Genomic DNA, 24,241 nt, shown 5'->3' on the forward strand with positions numbered 1-24,241 from the left:
GCGGGCTCACGCCTCCGCGCCCGCCGACTTCCGGGTGTGCAACTGCCGTGCCACCTCGGCGATCGATCCCGACAGGGACGGGTACACAGTGAAGGCGTTCGCGATCTGCTCGACGGTCAGATTGTTGTCGACCGCGATCGAGATGGGGTGGATCAGCTCACTGGCGCGCGGGGCGACGACGCAGCCGCCGACGACGATGCCGGTGCCCGGCCGGCAGAACATCTTGACGAAGCCGTCCCGCACCCCCTGCATCTTGGCGCGCGGGTTGCGCAGCAGCGGCAGCTTGACGACCCGGGCGTCGATCTTGCCCGCGTCCACGTCGGCCTGGGTGTACCCGACCGTGGCGATCTCGGGGTCGGTGAAGACGTTCGACGACACCGTCTTCAGGTTGAGCGGCGCCACCGTCTCACCCAGGAAGTGGTACATCGCGATCCGGCCCTGCTGGGCGGCCACCGACGCCAGCGCGAAGACGCCCGTCACGTCGCCCGCCGCGTACACGCCGGGCGCCGAGGTGCGGGACACCTTGTCGGTCCGGATGTGGCCGGAGTCCTTCAGCCGCACGCCGGCCTCCTCCAGCCCCATGCCCGCGGTGTTCGGGACGGCGCCGACCGCCATGAGGCAGTGGGTGCCGGAGATGACCCGGCCGTCCGACAGGGTGACCTCGACGCGGTCGCCCACCCGTTTGGCGGACTGGGCGCGCGAGCGGGCCATGACGTTCATGCCGCGGCGCCGGAACACGTCCTCCAGCACGGCCGCCGCGTCCGGGTCCTCGCCCGGCAGCACGCGGTCGCGCGACGAGACGAGCGTGACGCGGGAGCCGAGGGCCTGGTACGCGCCGGCGAACTCGGCGCCGGTCACACCGGAACCCACCACGATGAGCTCCTCGGGGAGCTCCTCCAGGTCGTACACCTGCGTCCAGTTGAGGATGCGCTCGCCGTCCGGCTTGGCGTCGGGGATCTCGCGCGGGTGGCCGCCGGTCGCGATGAGGACGGCGTCGGCGGTCAGGGTCTCCTCGGAGCCGTCGGCGGCGGTGACCACCACCTTCCGGGAGCCGTCGAGCGCCTGCGGGCCGTCGAGCCGGCCCCGGCCGCGCATCACCCGGGCGCCGGCCCGGGTGACGGACGCGGTGATGTCGTGCGACTGGGCGAGCGCGAGCCGCTTCACCCGGCGGTTCACCTTGCCCAGGTCGACCCCGACCACCCGGGCGGGGGTGTCCACGTGCGGCGTGTCGTCGGCGACGATGATGCCCAGCTCCTCGTACGAGGAGTCGAAGGTCGTCATGACCTCGGCGGTCGCGATGAGGGTCTTGGAGGGTACGCAGTCGGTCAGGACGGAGGCTCCGCCGAGGCCGTCGCAGTCCACGACGGTCACCTCCGCGCCGAGCTGGGCGCCCACCAGGGCCGCCTCGTATCCGCCGGGTCCGCCACCGATGATCACGATCCGGGTCACAGGGGTCACGCCTCGCGCTCTCGTCACGGCAACCCCGCGGACTGTGCGGGCCCGGGGGTCGGGAATGGTCCTCGGAAGGAGGGGAGTACGTACTTCATTGTCCCGCACTGTTCGAGTCCGCTCAGCCCCGGGTCCTCGTTCGGCCGCTTCCGGCCGCGCCGTCGCAGCCGCCTCCCTTCGCCCGCGGCCAGCGCGCAGCCCCACCCCTCACGTACCCTCGACCCATGTCGCTCTACGCCGCGTACGCCGGCAATCTCGACGCGCGGCTGATGTCCCGCCGCGCCCCGCACTCCCCGCTGCGCGGCACCGGCTGGATGAACGGCTGGCGCCTGACCTTCGGCGGCGAGCAGATGGGCTGGGAGGGGGCCCTCGCCACGATCGTGGAGGACCCCTGCTCGCAGGTCTTCGTCGCGCTGTACGACATCGCCCCGCTGGACGAGGACTCGATGGACCGCTGGGAGGGCGTCGGGCTGGACATCTACCGGCGGCTGCGCGTGCGGGTGCACACCCTGGACGGTGAGGAGTCCGCCTGGACGTACGTGCTCAACGGCTACGAGGGCGGGCTGCCGTCGGCCCGCTACCTGGGCGAGGTCGCCGACGCGGCGGAGTCGGCGGGCGCCCCCCACGACTACGTGATGGAGCTGCGCAAACGGCCCTGCTGAGGGCGGCCTGCGGCGCTAGACTCGCGCCAGGACAGGCGGAGGGATCATCATGTCTCGCACCTACCAGGTGTACTTCACCGAGCAGGCCGCTTCGGCCCGCGACCGGCTGGACGACCAGCAGCGGTCCGCGTTCGACAAGGGCATCGCCCTCATCGCCCGCGATCCGTTCCTCGACCTCTCCCGCCCCATAAGCGCCACCGGAGACGACCGCACCGTCCTCCTCACGCAGAACATCCTGGTCGAGTACACCGTCAGCCTGGGGCGCCTGCTGATCTTCGTCGTCGAGGTCTTCAACAACAAGGACGTCCTCGTCACCGACGCCGACGCCTGACCCGCCCGTCCGGAGGGCCGGAAGGCCCTCCAGGGGCCGCCCGGCCGATTCGGCGGAAACCACAACGCAACGATCCGAACACCGTAGGCCCCGTCATCTACGCGCGTAGGCCCGTTCGGGTTACCCTCGTCGCGTGAACGCATCTGCTACTCCGGAACGCCCCCAGGGCGACCCCTACGCCGCCGCCGACCAGGCCGCTTCCCGCCTGCGTGAGCTGACCGGCGCCGAGAACCACGACGTCGCCCTCGTGATGGGCTCCGGCTGGGCCCCGGCCGCCGACGCGCTCGGCAGCCCCGAGCACGAGTTCCCCGTCACCGAGCTGCCCGGCTTCCCGCCGCCCGCGGTCGAGGGCCACGGCGGCAAGCTGCGCTCGTACCGCATCGGCGACAAGCGGGCCCTGGTCTTCCTGGGACGGACGCACTTCTACGAGGGCCGCGGGGTCGCCGCCGTCGCCCACGGCGTGCGCACCGCCGTCGCCGCCGGCTGCAAGACCATCGTCCTCACCAACGGCTGCGGCGGCCTGCGCGAGGGCATGCGCCCCGGCCAGCCGGTGCTGATCAGCGACCACCTGAACCTGACCGCCGCCTCCCCGATCGTCGGCGCCAACTTCGTCGACCTGACGGACCTGTACTCGCCGCGGCTGCGCGCGCTCTGCAAGGAGGTGGACCCGAGCCTCGAAGAGGGCGTGTACGTCCAGTTCCCCGGGCCGCACTACGAGACCCCGGCCGAGATCGGCATGGTCCGCGTCCTCGGCGGCGACCTCGTCGGCATGTCGACCGTCCTGGAGGCCATCGCAGCCCGCGAGGCCGGCGCAGAGGTCCTCGGCATCTCGCTGGTCACCAATCTGGCCGCGGGCCTTTCGGGTGAGCCGCTGAACCACGAGGAGGTCCTGCAGGCCGGTCGCGACTCCGCGGCCCGCATGGGCCAGCTCCTCACCCGGGTGCTGGAGCGCATCTGAGGCACCGCCGGGTATCGGCACACGGCAGGACCATCCCGTACGCGTACGACATTCACCCAGAGAGGGAGACCGTGCATCAGGACCTGATCGCGCAGGCGGAGGCGTGGCTCGCGGAGGACCCGGACGGCGAGACCCGCGAGGAGCTCGCCGCCCTCCTCGCCGACCGGGACCTCGACGAGCTGGCCGCCCGCTTCGGCGGCACGCTGCAGTTCGGCACGGCCGGGCTGCGCGGTGAGCTGGGCGCCGGACCGATGCGGATGAACCGCTCCGTGGTCATCCGCGCGGCGGCGGGCCTGGCCGCGTACCTGAAGGAGAAGGGCCGCGGCGGCGGGCTGGTCGTCGTCGGCTACGACGCCCGCTACAAGTCGGCGGACTTCGCCCGCGACACGGCCGCCGTGATGGTGGCCGCGGGCCTGCGGGCGGCGCTCCTGCCCAGGCCGCTGCCGACGCCCGTCCTGGCGTACGCGATAAGGCACCTCGGCGCGGTCGCGGGCGTGGAGGTCACGGCGAGCCACAACCCGCCCCGGGACAACGGCTACAAGGTGTACCTGGGCGACGGCTCCCAGATCGTGCCGCCCGCGGACGCGGAGATCGCGGCGCAGATCGCGGCCGTGCGGTCGCTGGCGGACGTGCCGCGCGCCGAGGAGGGCTGGGACACCCTGGGCGACGAGGTCCTGGACGCCTACCTGGCGCGGACGGACGCCGTCCTCACCCCCGGCGGCCCGCGCTCCGCCCGCGTCGTCTACACCGCGATGCACGGCGTCGGCAAGGACGTGGTGCTCGCGGCCTTCGCCCGGGCGGGCTTCCCGGCGCCGGTGCTGGTCGCCGAGCAGGCGGAGCCCGACCCGGCGTTCCCCACCGTGGCGTTCCCGAACCCGGAGGAGCCGGGCGCCATGGACCTGGCGTTCGCGACGGCGCGTGAGGCCCGGCCGGACCTCGTGATCGCGAACGACCCGGACGCCGACCGCTGCGCGGTGGCCGTGCCGGACGACGCGGCCGAGGGCGGCTGGCGGATGCTGCGCGGCGACGAGGTGGGCGCGCTGCTGGCGGAGCACCTGGTCCACAAGGGGGCGCAGGGCGTCTTCGCGGAGTCGATCGTGTCGTCCTCGCTGCTGCGCCGTATCGCGGAGGCGGGCGGGGTGGGCCACGCGGAGACCCTCACCGGCTTCAAGTGGATCGCCCGCGTGGAGGGCCTGCGCTACGGCTACGAGGAGGCCCTCGGCTACTGCGTGGACCCGGACGGCGTCCGCGACAAGGACGGCGTCACGGCGGCCCTGCTGGTGGCGGAGCTGGCCTCCGAACTGAAGGAGCAGGGCCGGACCCTGTCGGACCTGCTGGACGACCTGGCGGTGGCGCACGGCCTGCACGCCACGGACCAGTTGTCGGTCCGCGTGCAGGACCTGTCGGTCATCTCGGACGCGATGCGCCGCCTGCGCGAGGCGCCTCCGGTGAAGCTGGGCGGGCTGACGGTGGTGTCGGCCGAGGACCTGACGAAGGGTTCGGAGGCGCTGCCCCCGACCGACGGCCTCCGGTACTACCTGGAGGGCGACTACAAGGCCCGCGTCATCGTCCGCCCGAGCGGTACGGAGCCGAAGCTGAAGTGCTACCTGGAGGTCGTCGTCCCCGTCGGCGACGCCACCGGCCTGGCGGAGGCCCGCAGCCGCGCGGCCGGGGTCCTGGAAGCCGTCAAGCGCGACCTGTCGGCCGCGGCGGGCATCTGACGGGACCCGCGGCACACCTGCCGGAGGGGCCGGCCCGGAGCCACCCGGGCCGGCCCCTCCGCCGTACCCGCACACCACACCCCGCCGACCCGCCCCTCCGCCGCACCCGCACACCACACCCCTCAGACCCGCCGCACCCGCACACCGCACCCCCGGAGCCCGGCCCCTCCGCCGTACGCGCAGAGCGGGCCGCGATAGGGGCCCCTCCCCCGCGCCCGGCCCCTGCGGCCCCGAAGCCCCGGTGTCCGGGGTGTCCGGGGTGTCCGAGTGGGCCCGCGCCCCGGGAGCCGGCCCGCCCCGGCACGCCGGCACTCCCGTACGGCTGCGGCGTGCGAAGCAAGGTCGGCCGGCTGCTGCCCACCGGGCCCGGCCGGGCGCGCCGCCCGGGCCGCTCGCCCGCCACGCGAGGAGTACCGCGGCCGACCGCCCGGCGCGGAAGCACCACGCGCATGGCTCCGCCACCGCGAGCCGCCCCGGCCCGCAGGAGCCGCCCCCAGGTACATCCACAAGCCTGCGCCCCGCCCCGGCCCGCAGGCCCCGTTATGTTTTCTGCGGCTCCGCAACGGGGCCGCTGGCCTCCGGGCCCGGCATGACTGTTGCCCCCTGTCGAAGGCATGACCTGGGGGGTGGTGTCACCGGGTCCGGGGGTGTTCGTCGGAGACGCTGATCAGAGGTCCGGCCACCGTCCGGTCCGGCGCAATGCCGGACAGTTCGCGGGCGGCAGGTCTGCATAACGTGGATGCGCGAGCACGACACCCGAGCCGAGGCCGGCACCGCCAACACCCCCTGGGAAGGGGCACGATGTTCGAGATCGAAGACGTGGGCGTGTTCCTGGGCCTGGACGTCGGCAAGAGTGCCCACCACGGTCATGGGCTCACCCCGGGCGGGAAGAAGGTCTTCGACAAACCGCTGCCCAACAGCGAGCCCAGGCTGCGGGCCGTCTTCGACAAGCTGCGCGACAAGTTCGGCACCGTCCTGGTGATCGTGGACCAGCCCGCCTCCATCGGCGCCCTGCCGCTGACCGTCGCCCGCGACGCCGGCTGCCAGGTCGCCTACCTGCCCGGACTCGCGATGCGCCGGATCGCCGACCTCTACCCGGGCGAGGCCAAGACCGACGCCAAAGACGCCGCCGTCATCGCGGACGCCGCACGGACTATGCCGCACACCCTGCGCTCGCTGGAACTGACCGACGAGATCACTGCCGAGCTCACCGTGCTCGTCGGCTTCGACCAGGACCTCGCCGCCGAGGCCACCCGCACCTCCAACCGGATACGCGGTCTGCTCACCCAGTTCCACCCCTCGCTGGAGCGCGTCCTGGGCCCGCGCCTGGACCACCAGGCCGTGACCTGGTTGCTGGAGCGCTACGGATCCCCGGCCGCCCTGCGCAAGGCAGGCCGCCGCAGACTCGTGGAGCTGATCCGCCCGAAGGCCCCGCGCATGGCCACCCGGCTGATCGACGACGTCTTCGACGCGCTCGACGAACAGACCGTCGTGGTCCCGGGCACCGGCACCCTCGACATCGTGATCCCCTCCCTGGCCGCCTCGCTCACCGCTGTTCACACCCAGCGCCGGGCGATGGAAGCCCAGATCAACGCTCTGCTGGAGGCTCACCCTCTTTCCCCGGTCCTGACGTCGATGCCCGGCGTCGGCGTCAGGACCGCCGCCGTCCTGCTGGTTACCGTCGGCGACGGCACCAGCTTCCCCACCGCAGCCCACCTCGCCTCCTACGCCGGCCTCGCACCCACCACGAAGCAGTCCGGGACCTCGATCCACGGCGAACACGCACCCCGAGGCGGAAACCGGCAGCTCAAACGGGCGATGTTCCTCTCGGCCTTCGCCTGCATGAACGCCGACCCGGCCTCCCGCACCTACTACGACAAGCAACGAGCCCGCGGCAAAACCCACACCCAGGCACTCCTCCGCCTCGCCCGCCAACGCATCAGCGTCCTGTTCGCCATGCTCCGCGACGGCACCTTCTACGAACCCCGGACACCGACGGACGTCGAACTCGCCGCATAGCTTCAGCAAGCCCGAACCACCCGAAACCCGACAGAGGTGCCTTGACGAAAGACATAGAGGCACCCCCCAGATACATCCACAAGCCACCCGCCCGGTCCCCGGCCCGCAGGAGCCACCCGGGCACACGCGCAAGCCACCGCCCCAGCCCCGGCCCTGACCCGCAGGAGCCCGCCCGGGCACACGCACAAGCCGCCGCCCCGGCTGGCCCGTAGGAGCCGCCCGGGCACACCCGCACACCGCCGCCCCGGCCTGCCGCCGGGCCCTGGGGCCCGGATCCGGCCAGTCGCTGTCCCCGGGGCCCCGCTCCGGGAAGCCCCCGGTCGCCCTACCGCCCGGCCCGGGCGTCCTGGACGGTCGACCGCCCTGCCCCGCCCACCGGCGCCGTCGGCGTCACGCCGTGACCAGCAGGCCCACCAGCACCACCAGGCCGACCGCCATCGGGGCGAGGAGTTCGTAGCACCACCGGACCCGGGGCTCACCCTGGGCGGTGGGGCGCTGCTCGCCCTTCTCCGCGAGCTCCTTGAGTACGTCCAGCGGGCGGTCGTTGCCGCCCTCGGAGGCGCCGCCTCCGCTGCGCAGGGCCTTCTTCCGGGCCCTGAGGGACACGGGGACCGCCCACACCTGGTACTTGGCGCCGTCGCGGGTCACGGCCTCGGTCGAGTAGGAGGCGCGTACCGCGGCGACCGTGCCCCACGGCAGCTCGATGGTGCGGAAGGGGTTGCGGATCCTGACGCGGTCCGCGTTCGCGTACACGGCGGGGCGGAAGGTGAACGCCACCACCAGCGGCACGCCGAGCAGCAGCAGCGCGGCGGCCGTCCACGGCACCCGGCCGTCGCCCCGCAGCATCGCGTCGACGCCCATCCAGAGGCCGACCGCGAGGAGCAGCACGCCGCCGGCCATGGCCATCGGGGACCGGTAGACCCGGTCCGCGTACGCGGGCTCCGCGGAGGGGTCGGGGGTGCCGGGCTGCTGCTCAGGGGTCGTCATGGGGGCGATTGTGCCTCAGGCCGCCGGGACGCCGGTGTGAGGTACTGCACCCGCCCGCGGGGCGCGGCGCGTCCCCCGCGCGTTCCGCCGGTGTGACGTACTGCACCCCGGCGCCGGGCCGCGCCGCGCTCGCCTGCGCGTTCCGGGTCACGGATGCGCAGTCGTGACCTCCCGCGGACGTCCTGCTCTGTACAGGCCGCTACGCGCGTAGATATGCTCACCTGGTGACCATGCCCGACACTGCACCCTTCGCTGACGTGACCGCGTCCGACAGCACGCTGCGCCGCTTCCTCCACGGGCTGCCCGGCGTGGACCCCGTCGGTCTTGAGGCGCGCGCCGCGTCCCTCGGTACCCGTTCGATCAAGACGACGGCCAAGGCGTACGCCATCGACCTGGCCATCTCGATGATCGACCTGACGACGCTGGAAGGCGCGGACACCCCGGGCAAGGTCCGGGCGCTCGCCGCCAAGGCCGTCCACCCCGACCCGACCGACCGCACCGCGCCCCGTACCGCCGCGGTCTGCGTCTATCCCGACATGGTGGAGACGGCCAAGGCCGCCCTCGCCGGTACGGACGTGAAGGTGGCCTCCGTGGCCACCGCCTTCCCGGCCGGCCGCGCCGCGCTCGGCGTGAAGCTCGCGGACACCCGCGACGCCGTCGCCGCCGGGGCGGACGAGATCGACATGGTGATCGACCGCGGCGCGTTCCTCGCGGGCGACTACCTGAAGGTCCACGACGAGATCCGCGCGGTGAAGGAGGCCTGCGGGGCCGCCCGGCTGAAGGTGATCTTCGAGACGGGCGAGCTGTCCACGTACGACAACATCCGCCGCGCCTCCTGGCTCGGCATGCTCGCGGGCGCGGACTTCATCAAGACGTCGACCGGCAAGGTCGCGGTCAACGCCACCCCCGCCAACACCCTGCTCATGCTGGAGGCGGTCCGCGACTTCCGCGCGCAGACCGGTGTCCAGGTGGGTGTGAAGCCGGCGGGCGGCATCCGCAGCACCAAGGACGCGATCAAGTTCCTGGTCCTGGTCAACGAGACCGCGGGCGGGGACTGGCTGGACCCGCACTGGTTCAGGTTCGGCGCGTCGAGCCTGCTCAACGACCTGCTGATGCAGCGCCAGAAGCTCGCCACTGGCCGCTACTCCGGCCCCGACTACGTGACGGTGGACTGATACACCATGGCATCCGCATTCGAGTACGCACCGGCTCCGGAGTCGCGCTCCGTCGTCGACCTCGCCCCCTCGTACGGGCTCTTCGTCGACGGCGAGTTCACCGACGCCGCCGACGGCAAGGTGTTCAAGACCGTCAGCCCCTCCACCGAGGAGGTGCTGTCCGAGGTGGCCCAGGCCGGCCCCGAGGACGTCGACCGGGCGGTGAAGGCGGCCCGCAAGGCGTTCGGCACGTGGTCGGCGCTGCCCGGCCGCGAGCGCGCCAAGTACCTCTTCCGCATCGCGCGCATCATCCAGGAGCGTTCCCGCGAGCTGGCCGTCCTGGAGACCCTCGACAACGGCAAGCCGATCAGGGAGACGCGTGACGCGGACCTGCCGCTGGTCGCCGCGCACTTCTTCTACTACGCCGGCTGGGCCGACAAGCTCGGCCACGCCGGTTACGGCCCGGACCCGAAGCCGCTGGGCGTCGCCGGCCAGGTCATCCCGTGGAACTTCCCGCTGCTGATGCTGGCGTGGAAGATCGCCCCGGCGCTCGCCGCGGGCAACACGGTCGTCCTGAAGCCCGCCGAGACGACCCCGCTGTCCGCCCTGTTCTTCGCGGACATCTGCCGCCAGGCCGGGCTGCCCAAGGGCGTCGTCAACATCCTCCCCGGGTACGGGGACGCCGGGGCCGCCCTGGTCGCCCACCCGGGCGTCGACAAGGTGGCCTTCACCGGCTCCACCGCCGTCGGCAAGGAGATCGCCCGCACGGTCGCCGGCACCTCCAAGAAGCTCACGCTGGAGCTCGGCGGCAAGGGGGCCAACATCGTCTTCGACGACGCCCCCGTCGACCAGGCCGTCGAGGGCATCGTCAACGGCATCTTCTTCAACCAGGGCCAGGTCTGCTGCGCCGGCTCGCGCCTTCTCGTCCAGGAGTCGATCCAGGAGGAGCTGCTGGAGTCCCTCAAGCGGCGGCTGACCACGCTGCGCCTGGGCGACCCGCTGGACAAGAACACCGACATCGGCGCCATCAACTCCGCCGAGCAGCTGGCCCGCATTACGGCTCTCGCCGAGACCGGCGAGGCGGAGGGCGCCGAACGCTGGTCGCCCGCCTGCGAGCTGCCCGAGCACGGCTACTGGTTCGCGCCGACGCTGTTCACGAACGTCACCCAGGCGCACACCGTGGCCCGTGACGAGATCTTCGGCCCCGTCCTGTCGGTGCTGACCTTCCGCACCCCGGACGAGGCCGTCGCGAAGGCCAACAACAGCCAGTACGGCCTGTCGGCGGGCATCTGGACCGAGAAGGGCTCCCGCATCCTGGCGGTCGCGGGCAAGCTCCGCGCGGGTGTCGTCTGGTCCAACACGTTCAACAAGTTCGACCCGACCTCGCCGTTCGGCGGCTACAAGGAGTCGGGCTTCGGCCGCGAGGGCGGCCGCCACGGTCTGGAGGCGTACCTCGATGTCTGAGTCGGCGACGCGGCTGAGCGTCTTCAAGACCTACAAGCTGTACGTGGGCGGCAAGTTCCCTCGTTCCGAGAGCGGCCGGGTGTACGAAGTGACCACAGCGACCTCAGCTTCCGACGGGGCGGGCCAGGGCACGTGGCTGGCGAACGCGCCGCTCGCCTCCCGCAAGGACGCCCGCGACGCGGTGGTCGCCGCCCGCAAGGCGTTCGGCGGCTGGTCCGGCGCGACCGCCTACCTGCGCGGCCAGATCCTGTACCGGGTCGCGGAGATGATGGAGGGCCGCCGGCACCAGTTCGTGCGGGAGGTGGCCGACGCCGAGGGCCTGTCGAAGTCCAGGGCGGCCGAGACCGTCGAGGCGGCCATCGACCGCTGGGTGTGGTACGCGGGCTGGACCGACAAGATCAGCCAGGTGGTCGGCGGCGCCAACCCGGTCGCCGGGCCGTACTTCAACCTGTCGACGCCGGAGCCGACCGGTGTCGTGGCGGTGCTGGCGCCGCAGGAGTCGCCGCTGCTGGGCCTGGTGTCCGTGATCGCCCCGGTGATCGCCACCGGCAACACCGCCGTGGTCGCCGCCGCCGAGAAGGCCCCGCTGCCCGCCCTGTCGCTGGCCGAGGTGCTGGCCACCTCCGACCTGCCCGGCGGTGTCGTGAACATCCTGTCCGGCCGCACCGCGGAGATCGCCGCGCCGCTGGCCGCGCACCAGGACGTGAACGCCATCGACCTGACCGGTGCGGCGGGCGACGCCGAGCTGGCCCGGGACCTTCAGGTCGCGGCGGCGGACAACCTCAAGCGGATCCTGCGTCCCCAGCCTGTGGACAAGGCCGACTGGTTCGCCGACCCCGGCACCGGCCGGCTGACCGCCTTCCTGGAGACGAAGACGGTCTGGCACCCGACCGGCTCCCTGGGCGCCTCCGGCTCCTCGTACTGAGCCGCACGCCCCGCCGTACCGCGGCCCCGCCTCCCCTCCGTCCGGGGGAGGCGGGGCCGCGCCGTCCGCGCCCGGCCGCCTCAGCCCGGGACGACCCCGCCCAGCAGCGGGCCCGCGACCGGCAGGCTGGGGACGTTGGTGAGCGAGCCGGTCACCGAGGTCGTGTCGACCGGCTGGAAGTCGGCCACCTGCGTGCCGACCCCGTTGTCCAGCGGGTCCACCCCGGTCTCCGCCAGCGGGTTGATCTTGAGGTGCTTGACCGGGCCCGCCACGTGCGGGACCGCGCCCGTCAGCGCCTGCACGGAGGCCGCCGGGTCGACGTCGGGCAGCTGCGGCGCCGCCTGCGCCGCTCCCCCGGCCGCTCCGAGCGCGGCACCCACCGCCGACACGGTCAGCCCGGCCTTCAGCAAACGGTTCATCACACTGGTCCTCACCTGAGGGTGCTCGATCGAGGACGCAGCGTAAGGGAGGTGTGATGCTCGATACCAACGGGTGCCCGGCGGGGTCCCCCTACCGGCCCAATGGTTCACACTGGTGTCCCGTGAGTTCGCAACCGATCCCGACCCGCGTCGTCCTGCTCGCGGGCCCCTCCGGCTCCGGAAAATCGTCCCTCGCCGCCCGCACCGGCCTGCCCGTGCTCCGGCTCGACGACTTCTACAAGGAGGGCGACGACCCGACCCTCCCCCTCGTGCCGGGCAGCACGGACATCGACTGGGACTCGCCCCGGTCCTGGGACGCGGACGCCGCGGTCGCGGCGATCGCCGAGCTCTGCGCCACCGGGCGCACCACCGTCCCCGTGTACGACATCGCCACCAGCTCCCGCGTGGCCTGGGACTCCTTCGGCATCGAGCGCACCCCGCTGTTCGTGGCGGAGGGCATCTTCGCGGCCGACATCGCGCGGCGCTGCCAGGAGCTGGGCCTGCTCGCGGACGCGCTGTGCCTGCGCGGGCGGCCGTCGACCACGTTCCGCCGCCGGCTGCTGCGCGACCTGCGCGAGGGTCGCAAGTCCGTGCCGTTCCTGCTGCGCCGGGGCTGGCGGCTCATGCGGGCCGAGCGGTCCATCGTGGCGCGGCAGACCGCGCTGAACGCATACGCGTGCGGCAAGAAGGAGGCGCTCGGCCGCCTGGAGGCCGCCGCCGCGGGACGCCGCCGCCCCTCGCCGCCGCGGCCCCCGCACCGCAGGGCGGCTGACCCCGCCGGGGCGCCGCCGTCACCGCACCCGCGGCGGGCCGACGGCGGCACCTCCCCGGCCGGGAGCCGCGGCGCCGTACCGCGCCCGGAAAAGGGAAATGCGCCGGACAAGCCCCCAGCTTGTCCGGCGCAGGTGTTTCCCCCGTGCCCCCGTGGATCCCCCCGTTTCCCCCGAGGCGACCGCCGGCCTCCCCCGAGACCGCCGCCGCCTCCCCCCGTACCCTCAGGCCACGAGCTGGCCGAAGGACTCCTCCTGGTCGCGCCCGAAGCTGAGGACCTCGTCCTCGCGCAGTCGGCGCAGCGACCGCCAGATGCTCGACTTCACCGTGCCGACGCTGATGTCGAGGATGTCCGCGATCTCCGGATCGGTGCGGCCCTCGTAGTAGCGCAGCACCAGCATCGTGCGCTGCTGCTCGGGCAGCCGGGCCAGCGCCTGCCAGAGCACCGTGCGCAGCTCGGTGCCGCGCATCGCGTCGGAGTCGCCCACCGTCTCCGGCAGCTCCTCCGTCGGGTACTCGTTGAGCTTGCGCCGCCGCCAGGCGCTGATGTGCAGGTTCGTCATCGTCCGCCGCAGATAGCCGCCGACCGCCGCCTTGTCGCTGATGCGGTCCCAGGCTCGGTACGTGGAGAACAGCGCGCTCTGCAGCAGGTCCTCCGCCTCGTGGCGGTCGCCGGTGAGGTGGTAGGCGGTGGCGTACAGGGAGGCGCGGCGCTCCTGGACGTAGGCGGTGAACGCCGCTTCGGCGCTCGCCCCCGTCCGCTCCGCGCGCTCCCCCGAGCTCTCCCCGTACGCCCTTCCCCCGTCAGCCACGGCCACCATGTACGGCGCCTTGTGCTGACGCCCGGCGCCGCGAACGCACCCCCGCCCGTTCACGGCACCGGACTTCTCCCCGCTCCGGACGACGTCGTGGAGGCGCGTGACCACTGCGCTCGCGCTCGGAGTGGTGCTGTGCGGCACTGCGTTCATCACGCCCCCCTGTCGTCCTGGAGTCGGCTCGTCCGTGTGACCAAAAGACTGCCTGGGCCACTTCATGGCGCTGTCCGCCGACTGTCACAGGCCTGCAACAGGGGCGTGTGACGCGGTGCGGACCGCCCGCGGACCGTGCGGTGACATACCGGTCCGGTACCGGTGGGGCCGTGGGAGCGCTCCGGGTGTCGAACTCGCCGCACCCCATGGGACAGAATGACGGCGTGCCTTTCCTGTTGCTGATCGAGGACGACGACTCCATCCGCACGGCCCTCGAACTCTCGCTTTCGCGACAGGGCCACCGGGTGGCCACTGCCGCGTCCGGCGAAGAGGGTCTGAAGTTGCTGCGGGAGCAGCGGCCGGACCTGATCGTGCTGGACGTGATGCTGCCCGGCATCGACGGCTTCGAGGTGTGCCGGCGGATCCGCCGCACCGACCAGCTGCCGATCATCCTGCTGACCGCGCGCAGCGACGACATCGACGTGGTCGTCGGCCTGGAGTCGGGGGCGGACGACTACGTCGTCAAGCCGGTGCAGGGCCGGGTGCTGGACGCCCGGATCCGGGCGGTGCTGCGGCGCGGCGAGCGGGAGACGACGGACTCGGCGACCTTCGGGGCGCTGGTCATCGACCGGTCCGCGATGACGGTGACGAAGCACGGGCAGGAACTGCAGCTCACGCCGACCGAGCTGCGGCTGCTGCTGGAGCTGAGCCGCCGCCCCGGGCAGGCGCTGTCCCGGCAGCAGCTGCTGCGGCTGGTGTGGGAGCACGACTACCTCGGCGACTCGCGGCTGGTGGACGCGTGTGTGCAGCGCCTGCGGGCGAAGGTGGAGGACGTGCCGTCCTCGCCGACCCTGATCCGTACGGTGCGCGGTGTCGGCTACCGCCTGGACACCCCTTCGTAGGATCGTAGGACGGGAACAGCACAGTGAGCGGTGCCGCGAAGAGCACCAGGAACGGCGGGGCGGCGCTGCCCCCCGGCCGGCGGTGGACGAGTCTGAGGGTGCGCCTCATCGCCGTGTTCGGGCTGGTCGCGCTGGCCGCCGCGGTGTCCGCGTCGGGTATCGCGTACTGGCTGAACCGCGAGGCGGTGCTGACGCGTACGCAGGACACGGCGCTGCGCGACTTCAAGCAGGAGATGCAGAACCGGGCCGCGGTGCTGCCGCTGCGGCCGACCGAGGAGGAACTGCGGCGCGCCGCCGGGCAGATGGCGGCGAGCGGCGGCGGGTACAGCGTGCTGCTGCTGGGCGAGCGCGAGGAGGGCAAGCCCATCGTCGGGGCGTCCGACCCGGACCGCTTCACGTGGAAGGACGTGCCGAAGCCGCTGCGGGCCGCGGTGGCCGAGGAGCAGGAGGTCGGCTCCGGCAACGAGTACCCGTACCACCTGTTCTGGCTGCGTACGGAGCGCGGCGGGACACCGTACCTGGTGGGCGGGACGCGGATCATCGGCGGCGGGCCGACCGGCTACATGTACAAGTCGCTGGAGCCGGAGCGGCAGGACCTGAACTCGCTGGCCTGGTCGCTGGGCGTGGCGACGCTGGTGGCGCTGCTGGGGTCGGCGCTGCTGGCGCAGTTCGCGGCGACGACGGTGCTGCGGCCGGTGCACCGGCTGGGCGAGGCGGCCCGGCGGCTCGGCGAGGGCCGGCTCGACACCCGGTTGCGCGTCTCGGGCACGGACGAACTGGCCGAGCTGGCCCGGACGTTCAACGACGCGGCGGAGAACCTCCAGAAGAAGGTCGCGGACATGAGCGCCCGGGAGGAGTCGAGCCGGCGGTTCGTGGCGGACATGTCGCACGAGCTGCGCACGCCGATGACGGCGCTGACGGCGGTGACCGAGGTCCTGGAGGAGGAGCAGGACGGCCTGGACCCGATGATCGCCCCGGCGGTGGCGCTGGTCGTCAGCGAGACACGGCGGCTGAACACGCTGGTCGAGAACCTGATGGAGGTGACCCGCTTCGACGCGGGCACGGCCCGGCTGGTGCTCGACGACGTGGACGTGGCCGACCAGGTGACGGCCTGCATCGACGCGCGGGCGTGGCTGGACGCGGTGGAACTCGACGCGGAGCGCGGCCTCGTGGCCCGGCTGGACCCGCGGCGGCTGGACGTCATCCTCGCGAACCTGATCGGCAACGCCCTCAAGCACGGGGGGTCGCCGGTGCGGGTCGCGGTGCGGACGGACGGCGACGACCTCGTCGTACGGGTACGGGACCACGGTCCGGGCATTCCTGAGGAGGTGCTGCCGCACGTGTTCGACCGCTTCTACAAGGCGAGCGCGTCGCGGCCGCGCTCGGAGGGCAGCGGGCTCGGCCTGTCGATCGCCATGGAGAACGCCCTCATCCACGGCGGGAGCATCACGGCGGCGAACTCGCCCGACGGCGACGGAGCCGTCTTCACCCTGCGGCTGCCGAGGGACGGCTCGGGGGTGGCCGGCCGGGACGGCGGCGAGGGCGCACGGCAGGGCGGCCGAGGGGACAGCGACGGTCCAGGGGATGAGGAACAGCGGAGTGACAGGCAAGCAGGCGCCTGAGCCGTCCGGGGCGGCATCGGCCACCGGACCCGGTTCCCGCGCAGCAGGCGGTACGGGCAGGGGCGCAGCGGGGCGCCGCCGCCCGGGGCTGGTGCTCGCGGGCGCCGCGGTGCTGGCCGCGGTGTGCGCGGGCTGCGGGATCCGGACGACGTCGGTGCCGGTCGACGCGGGCGGCGCACCGTCCAGGATGTCGTGCGACCCGCCGCCTGCGGCCGCACAGGAGCCCGGCCCGGGCGCCGCGTCGGAGCCGGCGCGGGCGTCGGCCGGGCCGCGCACCCGGGCCGTGTACCTGGTGTGCGCGTCGGGCCTGACGGCGGTGGACAGGACCGTGCGGCTGCCGGCGGACGGCGGCGGGGCGGCCCGGGTGGCGACGGCGCAGGCGCTGCTGGACGCGCTGGCGCAGCAGCCGTCGGAGGCGGAGCGGCAGGCCGGGTTCGCCACGTACGTGCAGGGCCCGCTGACCGTGTCGGAGGGCCGGGACGGCGACCCCGAGGGCGCGCTGCGGCTGAGCCGGCAGCCCGAGGACCTGCCGCCCGCGGCGCTGTCGCAGATCGTGTGCACCTACGCGGGCGCCGGCGCGGTGGCCGTGGGGGTGCGGTGCCGCTGGGCGGCCCCGGTGACTACCCGGTGCGCCGCTATGTGTGCGACCAGGCCGTCAAGGAGCGCCCCGAGTCGGCCGTGCCGACGCGGCCGGCCTGACCGCGGTGCACGTTCCGGTGGGGCGCGCCGCGGACGGGACGCGGGGCCTGCCCCGGTCCTCGGGGCGGCTGCGCGTCCCGGGCGCCCCGCCGCCCGGCGGAGTGGGGCCGGGCGGAACCGATGCCGCCGCTCCTCGCGTCTTGGGGGGCGTGCAGCGTCATGGTTCGGGCGGCAGTGCCGCCATCCGCTACCGCGTGGCGGGGCTGGTCCTCCTCTTCGTCCATCTCGCGATCGTGGGGTGGCTGACGCTGCGCCCCCTGGACGTGATGTGGGTGACGGCCGCCAACTGGGAGCCCCTCGCGGGGATCAGGGCGGACCTGGCGCAGGGGCCGGTGGAGGCGGCGCGGCGGATCGCCGGGGGCCTGCTGCTGCTGGCGCCGCTGGGGGTGCTGCTGCCGCTGGCGGACGCGCGGCTGGACGTGGCGCTGTGGGCGTCGCTGCTGCGCACCGCTGCGGGGGCGCGCTGGTGTCCCTGGGGATCGAGCTGCTGCAGACCGCCGTGCCGGGACGGGTCGTGGACGTGGACCAGCTGCTGCTGAACACCGCGGGGGTGGTGCTGGCGCACCTCGCGGTGGTGCCCGCCTGGCGGGCGCGGCTGCGCCGGCGGCCGGAACCGTACGGGGACGGGCGCGGGGGCCGGCCGGGGGCGCGGCACACGGTCGCGGCGGCGGTGCGTTCGGCAGGTGAGCGGGTCTCCGCCCTGGGCGGGAGGGGCGGTCGGGGCGGTGCCCTCCTGAGGGAGGACGGTCCTCAGGGGCCGACCCCGACGATTCCCAGGGTAGGGATCGCCCCGTAGTCCGATGGTTTGTCCGGCAGGTCGGGGGCACGATGGAGTCAGTCGGAGGCCCGCTACGGAGGCTTCCTCGACGCTTCAGTTAGGAGCCCACCATGGCCGCACTGACCCGCCCCCGTGACGGACGCATGATCGGCGGAGTGTGCGCGGGCCTGGCGCGGCGCTTCGGCACCTCGGCGACGACGATGCGTGTGATCTTCGTGGTGTCGTGCCTGCTTCCGGGCCCGCAGTTCCTGCTCTATCTGGCGCTGTGGCTGCTGCTGCCGCAGGACAAGCCCGCGAACGCGGCCTGGTAGCCGGACCGGTCGTCCCCGTACGGCAAGACGGCGGTGGGCACGCCCCCTGGAGGGGCGCCCACCGCCGTCTTCGTGTGCGCGTGCGGGTCAGCCGAGGCCGGCCTGGCCGAGGGCGCCGCCGACGGGCAGGCCGCCGAGCAGCCCCAGGACCGGGTCGGCGGGGGTGTCGACCGGGACGTCCGGCGCGGCCTGGGTGGCCATCTCCACGGCGCCCTGGGTGAGGCCGACGGCCTCGCCCGCACCACCGGGGAGGTGGCCGGCGACCTCGCCGACCGGAACGGCCTGCGTGACGGTCTCCAGGGCGGGGCCGGTGGGGACGGAGGTCAGCGCGGCGGCGCTGCCCGCGGAGGCGGCGGCGAAAGCGGCACCGAGCGCGGCGACACCGAGGGACTTGGCAGCGGACTGCTTCATCGAAAATCGTCCTTGGGGGAAACTCGGGGGAGATGAGCGGCTCTGCAACTTAGCCACCGCGCAACACCCTCCGCAATCACCTGAAACCTGGGGGTCAACGGAATTCCGAGGCCCCCGAAGCCGGCGGGACGCGGGCCCCTCCCCCGCATCCCGGCTGTGGATGCGCTGGTCAGCGCCGCCTAGCCGAACAGCCACTCGGACTTCAGCTCGGCGTATCCGGGCTTGATCACGTCGTTGATCATCGCCAGCCTTTCGTCGAAAGGAATGAATGCTGATTTCATCGCATTGACCGTGAACCACTGGAGGTCGTCGAGCGTGTAGCCGAAGGCCTCGGTCAGCAGCTCGAATTCCCGGCTCATGCTCGTTCCTGACATCAGACGATTGTCGGTGTTCACCGTGACCCGGAAGTGCAGCCGCCGCAGCAGGCCGATGGGGTGCTCGGCGTACGAGGAGACCGCGCCCGTCTGCAGGTTGGAGGTCGGGCACATCTCCAGCGGGACGCGCTTGTCGCGGACGTACGCGGCGAGCCGGCCGAGGGTGACCGCGCCGTCGGCGGCGACCTCGATGTCGTCGATGATCCGCACCCCGTGGCCCAGGCGGTCGGCGCCGCACCACTGGAGGGCCTGCCAGATCGACGGCAGGCCGAACGCCTCGCCGGCGTGGATGGTGAAGTGGTTGTTCTCCCGCTTCAGGTACTCGAAGGCGTCCAGGTGGCGGGTGGGCGGGAAGCCGGCCTCGGCGCCCGCGATGTCGAAGCCCACCACACCGGTGTCGCGGTGTGCGTTGGCGAGTTCGGCGATCTCCAGGGAGCGGGCGGCGTGCCGCATGGCCGTCAGGAGCGCGCCGACGCGGATGCGGCGGCCGCTCTCGCGGGCCCGCCGCTCCCCTTCGCGGAAGCCGTCGTTGACGGCGGCGACGACCTCGTCCAGGGTGAGCCCGCCTTCGAGATGCTGCTCGGGGGCGTAGCGCACCTCCGCGTACACGACCCCGTCCTCGGCGAGGTCCTCGGCGCACTCCGCGGCCACGCGGAACAGGGCGTCGCGGGTCTGCATGACGGCGCAGGTGTGCGCGAAGGTCTCCAGGTAGCGTTCGAGCGACCCGGAGTCGGCGGCCTCGCGGAACCACAGGCCGAGCTTGTCGGGTTCGGTCTCCGGCAGGGCCGTGTAGCCGCTGTCCCGGGCGAGTTCGATGACCGTGCCGGGGCGGAGCCCGCCGTCGAGGTGGTCGTGCAGCAGCACCTTGGGGGCGCGGCGGATCTGGTCCGCGGTGGGCGTCGCGGTGGCCGGCGAGGCGGCCGTGGAGGGGCTCTGGCTCGTCATTTCCGCACTGTAGCCCCTACGCGCGTAGAGGGCACGGGTGCGACGCGGGGGCGGGCCGGGTGGCGGCGGACGAGGGGCGAGGACCGGCCGATCCGCCGCCCGATACGCAACAGTGACCGGTTGGACGAGTGGCGTACACCCATCCTTCTGAGACTGTTCTGCCATGGCACACGCACTCGTAGGCCCGGGCTCAGGGGATGTCCGGGCGCCCCGGCTGGGACGGCCGGTGAGGGACCCGGGAGCATCGGGGGTGGTGGACGGGGTGGTGCTGCTGCTCCCCGACGGCGTACCCGAGTCGGGGCGCGGGCCCTCGCTCCTGGCGCACGCCGCGCTGCGGCCGCTGGGGCGCAGCCTGGTGCGGGCGGCGGGCCGGGACCACGGACTGGTGGCGCACGTGGTGCGCTACCGGGGGCGCGGCTGGAACGGCGCGGACGCCCGGCTCGCGGCGGACGCCCGCTGGGCGGTCGGGGAGGTGGCGCGGCGCCACGGGGACGTGCCGGTCTGCCTCGTGGGGCACGGCATGGGCGGGCGCGCCGCGCTGCGGGCGGCGGACCACGCGGCCGTCGTGTCCGTGCTGGCGCTGGCGCCGTGGCTGCCCGGGGAGGACGTGGCGGCCGAGCCGGAGCCCGTACGGCAGCTGCTGGGCCGTCAGGTGATGGTGGTGCACGGCACGACGGACGAGACCGCGCACCCGGAGCTGTCGTACCGGCTGGCGATCCGCGCGAAGAAGGCGAACCGGTCCACGTGCCGGTTCGAGGTGCACTCGGACGGCCACGCGCTGCGCCAGCACCACGGTGAAGTGCTGGCGCTCGCGGCGGACTTCGTGCTGGGGTCGCTCTTCGGCCGGCCGTTCTCCCGGCCGGTCGCGGACGCGTTCGCGGCGCCGCCGCCGCTGGGGCTGCGGATGCCGCTGGCCGCGGGGTTCGGGAGGTCGCTGCGCCCGTGACCGTACGCGGCGCGACCGTGCGGTCCGCGGGGCGCGTGCCGGGGTGCGTGCGGCCGGGCGCGGCGGGCCGCCGGTGACCGCGCGGTCTGCGGGGTGCGACGACCGTACGGGCGGGGTCCGGGCGCGGCGAGGTGCGGGCGGCGGGCCGGGTCCGGCTGAGCCGGGCGGGCGGGTCGGCAGCGCCGCGCAGCCGTACGCCCCGGCCGCGGGGTGCGGCGGGGCGGGGGCGGCGGGTCGGACCCGGGCGCCGGGTCAGTGGATCGCCTCGCTCAGCAGCTTGCCGCGGCGGGACAGCAGGAACTTCTTGAAGGCGGCCACCGGCGGGGTGTCGGGCGGCCGGCCTGCCAGGCGACACCGATCTCGCGCACTGCCCGCGGCGCCGTCACCGTCAGCTCCACGACCCCGGGGCGGGGCACGGCGGGCGGCGGCAGCAGGGCGACGCCGAGGCCCGCGGCGACCAGGCCGCGCAGCGTCTCGGCCTCCTCGCCCTCGAAGGCGATACGGGGCCGGAAGCCCGCCTCCGCGCACAGGTGGTCGGTGATGCGGCGCAGCCCGTAGCCGGGTTCCAGCGTCACGAACGCCTCGTCGGCGGCCTCGGCGAGCCGGACCCGCTTGCGGGCGGCCAGCCGGTGGTCGTCCGGCACGACGAGCCGCAGCCGCTGCTCGTCGAGGCGGCGGGCGACCAGGTCGGGCGCGTCGGGCACCGGTGAGGTGAGGCACAGGTCGAGCTCCCCGGCGCGCAGCCGCTCGATCATGGCCTCGCCGTAGTTCTGGACCAGGGTGAAGCGGACCTTCGGGTGGTCGACGCGGAACGCCCGCAGCAGCCCCGGCACCGTCTCCGAGCCCATCGTGTGCAGGAACCCGAACGCGACCCGCCCCGCGCTGGGGTCGACGTCGGCCCGTACGGCCTCGGCGGCCCGCTCCACCTCGCCGAGGGCCCGCTCCGCGGCCAGCAGGAACGTGCGGCCCGCCGGCGTCAGGGAGACGGTACGGCCGGTGCGGGCGAAGAGCGTCACGCCGAGGTCCTCCTCCAGCTTCGCGACGGCCCGCGACAGGGTCGACTGCGGTACGCCCGTGTCGAGGGACGCCCGGGTCACGTGCTCGTGCCTGGCCACCGCCGCGAAGTACGCGAGGCGAGGGGCGAGCAGCAGACCCATTTCTTCTTCGTTACTGTTCAGTGACAGCCATGGCTGTGACCTGTAGTCATGCACCATGGGAATGATTAAAGCCGTTTCATGCATTGGACGCATGAACGGCCGCGTCCGTACGTTCGAGACATGTCTCCCGCCAGTACCAAGGCGTCCACGGCAGCCGTGGACGCCGACACGCGCCTTGCCCCCGGACGGCCCGGCTACCGCCGCATGAGCTTCGCGCTCTTCGCCGCCGGACTCGCCGCCTTCGCCCTCCTCTACTCGACCCAGGCCCTGCTGCCGGCCGTCTCCGCGGACTTCGCGGTGAGCGCCTCCGCGGCGAGCTGGACGGTCTCCGCCGCGACCGGCGCGCTGGCCCTGTGCGTGCTGCCGCTGAGCGCCCTGTCCGAGCGGTTCGGCCGGCGGGCCCTGATGACCACGTCGCTCGTCGTCGCCGTGGCGGTCGGGCTGCTGGTGCCGTTCGCGCCGAGCCTGGAGTGGCTCGTCGTGCTGCGGGCCGTGCAGGGCGCCGCCCTGGCGGGCGTGCCGGCGTCGGCGATGGCGTACCTGGCGGAGGAGGTGCGCCCGAAGGCGCTGGTCGCGGCGATCGGGCTGTTCGTCGCGGGCAACAGCATCGGCGGGATGAGCGGCCGGATCGTGACCGGCTGGGCGGCCCAGCTGTGGGGCTGGCGGGCCGGGCTGGCGGCGGTCGGCCTGCTGGCGGCGGTGTGCGCGGTGGCGTACCGGCTGCTGCTGCCGAAGGCCCGCCACTTCGCGCCGGCGCCGCTCGACCCGCGGGCGGTGGCCCGCACCGTGCGCACGCACCTGTCGGACCCGCTGCTGCTGCGGCTGTACGCGATCGGCGCCCTGTTCATGACGGTGTTCGGCGCGGTCTACACGGTGATCGGCTACCGGCTCGCTGAGGCTCCCTTCTCGCTGCCGCAGGGCGTGGTGGGCTCGGTGTTCCTGGTGTACCTGGTGGGGACGGCGTCGTCCGCGGCCGCCGGCACGCTCGTGGGCCGGATGGGCCGGCGCGGTGCCCTGTACCTGGCGGTGGCGACGACCGCGGCGGGGCTGCTGCTGTCCCTGTCCGCCTCGCTGGCCGCGGTCCTCGCGGGCCTGGTGCTGATCACGGCGGGCTTCTTCGCCGGGCACGCGGTCGCCTCCGCGGCGGTGAGCCGCACCGCGACGGAGGGCCGGGCGCAGGCGTCGGCGCTGTACCAGTCGGCGTACTACCTCGGCAGCAGCGCGGGCGGCACGCTGGGCGCGGTCGCGTTCCACTCCGGCGGCTGGTCGGGCACGGTCCTGCTGGGCCTGGTCGCGGTCCTCGGCGTCGTCTCGATCACCCTGTACGGCACCCACAGCGCCCGCGTCGAGGAGCGCCGCCTCGCCGGTCGCGCCCGCGCCCGGCGCGCGCACCCCGCGATGGCGGGCCGCTGACCCGGGGCCGCGGAAAAGGCGGGCTTCCGACCGTAACCATGCGCCGCCCCCGCACGTCCTACAGGTACGACAAGCACAACGGACGCGAGGGGGCGGGCGTATGCGCAGGAGTGGTCCGGGCGGGGCGCGGCGGTGGCGCGGCGGGGTCGCGCTCGCCGTCACAGGACTCGTCGTACCGCTGACGGCGGCGGTGGGGGCCGGGACGGCGCAGGCCGCCACGGCCTGCACGACCAAGGCGGGGCCGCACCAGAAGCAGGTGGAGAGGTTCCTCGGGCGGCCGGTGGACGGCAGGCAGTCGCCGGCGGACTGCCGGGCCATCCAGTCGTTCCAGCGGAAGCACGGCATCACCCCGGACATGGGGTACGCCGGGCCGCTCACCTGGCGGACGATGGACACGATGCTGCAGCAGCGGGCGGCCGGGAAGACCCCGAACAAGGCCGGCAAGTGCCCGGTGAACAAGGGCCGGATCGCGTGCGTGGACCTGACCCGGCAGCTCAGCTGGGTCCAGGACGGGTCGAAGCTGGTGTACGGGCCGGTGCCGGTGCGCACGGGCCGCGACGGCGCCGAGACCCGCACCGGCCTCAAGCGGATCTACCACCGCAACGTCAAGCACTGGTCGACGATCTACAAGGTGTGGATGCCGTACTCGCAGTTCTTCGACGGCGGCCAGGCCTTCCACTCGACGGAGAAGTCGATGTGGAACCCGCCGGGTTCGGGCGGCTGCGTGAACATGCGGCCCAAGGACGCGCAGGCGTACTGGAAGCTGCTCAAGAAGGGCGACGACGTGTACGTCTACGGCCGCAAGCCCGGCACCTGACCTGCGGCGGACCCCTGTTGAGGGGCCGCTGTCAGTGC

At 73.7% G+C, this 24,241-nt stretch carries 20 protein-coding genes and 3 pseudogenes; 16 read left to right on the forward strand and 7 right to left on the reverse strand.

The window, feature by feature from the left end; all coding sequences use genetic code 11:
- Positions 1-6: 6 nt before the first annotated feature.
- On the reverse strand, positions 7-1,515 hold the full coding sequence (locus L6E17_RS09305; protein ID WP_374109027.1) for an NAD(P)H-quinone dehydrogenase: 1,509 nt from the start codon (positions 1,513-1,515) through the stop codon (positions 7-9).
- A gap of 158 nt (positions 1,516-1,673) precedes the next feature.
- Here L6E17_RS09305 and L6E17_RS09310 point away from each other — a divergent pair, with 158 nt between their 5' ends.
- The 5 genes from L6E17_RS09310 (at position 1,674) to L6E17_RS09330 (ending at position 7,140) form a co-directional block, all read left to right on the forward strand.
- Complete coding sequence (locus L6E17_RS09310) at positions 1,674-2,111, forward strand: gamma-glutamylcyclotransferase (RefSeq protein ID WP_236240267.1); 438 nt, start codon at positions 1,674-1,676, stop codon at positions 2,109-2,111.
- Positions 2,112-2,160: 49 nt separating this feature from the next.
- Positions 2,161-2,442: a type II toxin-antitoxin system RelE/ParE family toxin gene (locus tag L6E17_RS09315; RefSeq protein WP_236240268.1), complete on the forward strand. Its 282-nt coding sequence runs from the start codon at positions 2,161-2,163 to the stop codon at positions 2,440-2,442.
- A gap of 133 nt (positions 2,443-2,575) precedes the next feature.
- On the forward strand, positions 2,576-3,400 hold the full coding sequence (locus tag L6E17_RS09320) for a purine-nucleoside phosphorylase (RefSeq protein ID WP_236240269.1): 825 nt from the start codon (positions 2,576-2,578) through the stop codon (positions 3,398-3,400).
- 71 nt (positions 3,401-3,471) lie between these two features.
- Entirely contained in the window at positions 3,472-5,121 is a 1,650-nt protein-coding gene (locus tag L6E17_RS09325) for a phospho-sugar mutase (protein ID WP_236240270.1), read from the forward strand.
- A gap of 801 nt (positions 5,122-5,922) precedes the next feature.
- Positions 5,923-7,140 carry an IS110 family transposase gene (locus tag L6E17_RS09330; RefSeq protein ID WP_236238829.1) on the forward strand — a complete coding sequence of 406 codons (1,218 nt, stop codon included), beginning with the start codon at positions 5,923-5,925 and terminating at the stop codon, positions 7,138-7,140.
- Between the two features lie 390 nt (positions 7,141-7,530).
- Here the strand turns inward: L6E17_RS09330 and L6E17_RS09335 are convergent, their stop codons facing one another.
- A complete protein-coding gene (locus L6E17_RS09335) occupies positions 7,531-8,127 on the reverse strand; it encodes a PH domain-containing protein (protein WP_236240271.1) in 597 nt (198 codons plus the stop codon).
- Positions 8,128-8,351: 224 nt separating this feature from the next.
- Here L6E17_RS09335 and deoC point away from each other — a divergent pair, with 224 nt between their 5' ends.
- From deoC to L6E17_RS09350, 3 genes are read left to right on the forward strand one after another with little or no spacing between them, the layout of a single operon-like run.
- Positions 8,352-9,302 (forward strand): deoxyribose-phosphate aldolase, encoded by a 951-nt coding sequence (deoC, locus tag L6E17_RS09340; RefSeq protein ID WP_236240272.1) that lies wholly within the window; start codon positions 8,352-8,354, stop codon positions 9,300-9,302.
- Positions 9,303-9,308: 6 nt separating this feature from the next.
- Positions 9,309-10,745 carry an aldehyde dehydrogenase family protein gene (locus tag L6E17_RS09345; RefSeq protein WP_236240273.1) on the forward strand — a complete coding sequence of 479 codons (1,437 nt, stop codon included), beginning with the start codon at positions 9,309-9,311 and terminating at the stop codon, positions 10,743-10,745.
- Positions 10,738-11,670: an aldehyde dehydrogenase gene (locus L6E17_RS09350; RefSeq protein WP_236240274.1), complete on the forward strand. Its 933-nt coding sequence runs from the start codon at positions 10,738-10,740 to the stop codon at positions 11,668-11,670. Before L6E17_RS09345 ends, L6E17_RS09350 begins: the two co-directional genes overlap by 8 nt.
- Positions 11,671-11,750: 80 nt before the next feature.
- Here L6E17_RS09350 and L6E17_RS09355 read toward each other — a convergent pair whose 3' ends face one another.
- A complete protein-coding gene (locus tag L6E17_RS09355) occupies positions 11,751-12,089 on the reverse strand; it encodes a hypothetical protein (protein ID WP_236240275.1) in 339 nt (112 codons plus the stop codon).
- Positions 12,090-12,145: 56 nt separating this feature from the next.
- On the opposite strand from L6E17_RS09355, the pseudogene L6E17_RS09360 reads away from it, so the two are divergent.
- Positions 12,146-12,847, forward strand: a pseudogene (locus tag L6E17_RS09360) (uridine kinase); the annotation flags it as partial.
- Positions 12,848-13,084: 237 nt separating this feature from the next.
- Here L6E17_RS09360 and L6E17_RS09365 read toward each other — a convergent pair.
- A complete protein-coding gene (locus L6E17_RS09365) occupies positions 13,085-13,828 on the reverse strand; it encodes a SigE family RNA polymerase sigma factor (RefSeq protein ID WP_236240276.1) in 744 nt (247 codons plus the stop codon).
- 224 nt (positions 13,829-14,052) lie between these two features.
- On the opposite strand from L6E17_RS09365, the gene afsQ1 reads away from it, so the two are divergent.
- The 4 genes and pseudogenes from afsQ1 (at position 14,053) to L6E17_RS09390 (ending at position 18,140) form a co-directional block, all read left to right on the forward strand.
- Positions 14,053-14,730, forward strand: coding sequence for a two-component system response regulator AfsQ1 (afsQ1, locus tag L6E17_RS09370; protein WP_236240277.1), 678 nt, complete (start codon positions 14,053-14,055; stop codon positions 14,728-14,730).
- A gap of 23 nt (positions 14,731-14,753) precedes the next feature.
- The gene (locus tag L6E17_RS09375) at positions 14,754-16,352 is read left to right on the forward strand and encodes a HAMP domain-containing sensor histidine kinase (RefSeq protein WP_236240278.1); all 1,599 of its coding nucleotides are present in this window, start codon (positions 14,754-14,756) and stop codon (positions 16,350-16,352) included.
- Between the two features lie 839 nt (positions 16,353-17,191).
- A pseudogene (locus tag L6E17_RS09385) lies at positions 17,192-17,847 on the forward strand (VanZ family protein).
- A gap of 92 nt (positions 17,848-17,939) precedes the next feature.
- Positions 17,940-18,140, forward strand: coding sequence for a PspC domain-containing protein (locus L6E17_RS09390; protein WP_236240279.1), 201 nt, complete (start codon positions 17,940-17,942; stop codon positions 18,138-18,140).
- Positions 18,141-18,227: 87 nt separating this feature from the next.
- Here L6E17_RS09390 and L6E17_RS09395 read toward each other — a convergent pair whose 3' ends face one another.
- Both L6E17_RS09395 and L6E17_RS09400 read right to left on the reverse strand, forming a co-directional pair.
- Positions 18,228-18,551, reverse strand: a complete 324-nt coding sequence (locus tag L6E17_RS09395) for an ATP-binding protein (protein ID WP_236240280.1) — start codon at positions 18,549-18,551, stop codon at positions 18,228-18,230.
- A gap of 179 nt (positions 18,552-18,730) precedes the next feature.
- Positions 18,731-19,870, reverse strand: coding sequence for an adenosine deaminase (locus L6E17_RS09400; RefSeq protein ID WP_236240281.1), 1,140 nt, complete (start codon positions 19,868-19,870; stop codon positions 18,731-18,733).
- Positions 19,871-20,033: 163 nt separating this feature from the next.
- Here L6E17_RS09400 and L6E17_RS09405 point away from each other — a divergent pair, with 163 nt between their 5' ends.
- Entirely contained in the window at positions 20,034-20,816 is a 783-nt protein-coding gene (locus tag L6E17_RS09405; protein WP_236240282.1) for an alpha/beta hydrolase, read from the forward strand.
- Between the two features lie 252 nt (positions 20,817-21,068).
- On the opposite strand, the pseudogene L6E17_RS09410 reads toward L6E17_RS09405, so the two are convergent.
- Positions 21,069-22,030, reverse strand: a pseudogene (locus L6E17_RS09410) (LysR family transcriptional regulator).
- A gap of 63 nt (positions 22,031-22,093) precedes the next feature.
- Between L6E17_RS09410 and L6E17_RS09415 the strand changes: the two are divergent.
- Together L6E17_RS09415 and L6E17_RS09420 are read left to right on the forward strand one after the other, a co-directional pair.
- Positions 22,094-23,386: an MFS transporter gene (locus L6E17_RS09415; protein ID WP_236240283.1), complete on the forward strand. Its 1,293-nt coding sequence runs from the start codon at positions 22,094-22,096 to the stop codon at positions 23,384-23,386.
- 100 nt (positions 23,387-23,486) lie between these two features.
- Entirely contained in the window at positions 23,487-24,203 is a 717-nt protein-coding gene (locus L6E17_RS09420) for a L,D-transpeptidase family protein (protein WP_236240284.1), read from the forward strand.
- Positions 24,204-24,241 lie beyond the last annotated feature (38 nt).

The organism is Streptomyces sp. CC228A (assembly GCF_021390935.1).
Lineage (GTDB): Bacteria > Actinomycetota > Actinomycetes > Streptomycetales > Streptomycetaceae > Streptomyces.

Bases quoted from the DNA above. Each gene is read 5' to 3' on its own strand.
- L6E17_RS09310 (WP_236240267.1), top strand. From the start codon at position 1,674: ATGTCGCTCTACGCCGCGTACGCCGGCAATCTCGACGCGCGGCTGATG.
- L6E17_RS09315 (WP_236240268.1), top strand. From the start codon at position 2,161: ATGTCTCGCACCTACCAGGTGTACTTCACCGAGCAGGCCGCTTCGGCC.
- L6E17_RS09330 (WP_236238829.1), top strand. From the start codon at position 5,923: ATGTTCGAGATCGAAGACGTGGGCGTGTTCCTGGGCCTGGACGTCGGC.
- L6E17_RS09335 (WP_236240271.1), bottom strand. From the start codon at position 8,127: ATGACGACCCCTGAGCAGCAGCCCGGCACCCCCGACCCCTCCGCGGAG.
- L6E17_RS09345 (WP_236240273.1), top strand. From the start codon at position 9,309: ATGGCATCCGCATTCGAGTACGCACCGGCTCCGGAGTCGCGCTCCGTC.
- L6E17_RS09350 (WP_236240274.1), top strand. From the start codon at position 10,738: ATGTCTGAGTCGGCGACGCGGCTGAGCGTCTTCAAGACCTACAAGCTG.
- L6E17_RS09355 (WP_236240275.1), bottom strand. From the start codon at position 12,089: ATGAACCGTTTGCTGAAGGCCGGGCTGACCGTGTCGGCGGTGGGTGCC.
- L6E17_RS09365 (WP_236240276.1), bottom strand. From the start codon at position 13,828: ATGAACGCAGTGCCGCACAGCACCACTCCGAGCGCGAGCGCAGTGGTC.
- L6E17_RS09390 (WP_236240279.1), top strand. From the start codon at position 17,940: ATGGCCGCACTGACCCGCCCCCGTGACGGACGCATGATCGGCGGAGTG.
- L6E17_RS09395 (WP_236240280.1), bottom strand. From the start codon at position 18,551: ATGAAGCAGTCCGCTGCCAAGTCCCTCGGTGTCGCCGCGCTCGGTGCC.
- L6E17_RS09400 (WP_236240281.1), bottom strand. From the start codon at position 19,870: ATGACGAGCCAGAGCCCCTCCACGGCCGCCTCGCCGGCCACCGCGACG.
- L6E17_RS09405 (WP_236240282.1), top strand. From the start codon at position 20,034: ATGGCACACGCACTCGTAGGCCCGGGCTCAGGGGATGTCCGGGCGCCC.
- L6E17_RS09415 (WP_236240283.1), top strand. From the start codon at position 22,094: ATGTCTCCCGCCAGTACCAAGGCGTCCACGGCAGCCGTGGACGCCGAC.
- L6E17_RS09420 (WP_236240284.1), top strand. From the start codon at position 23,487: ATGCGCAGGAGTGGTCCGGGCGGGGCGCGGCGGTGGCGCGGCGGGGTC.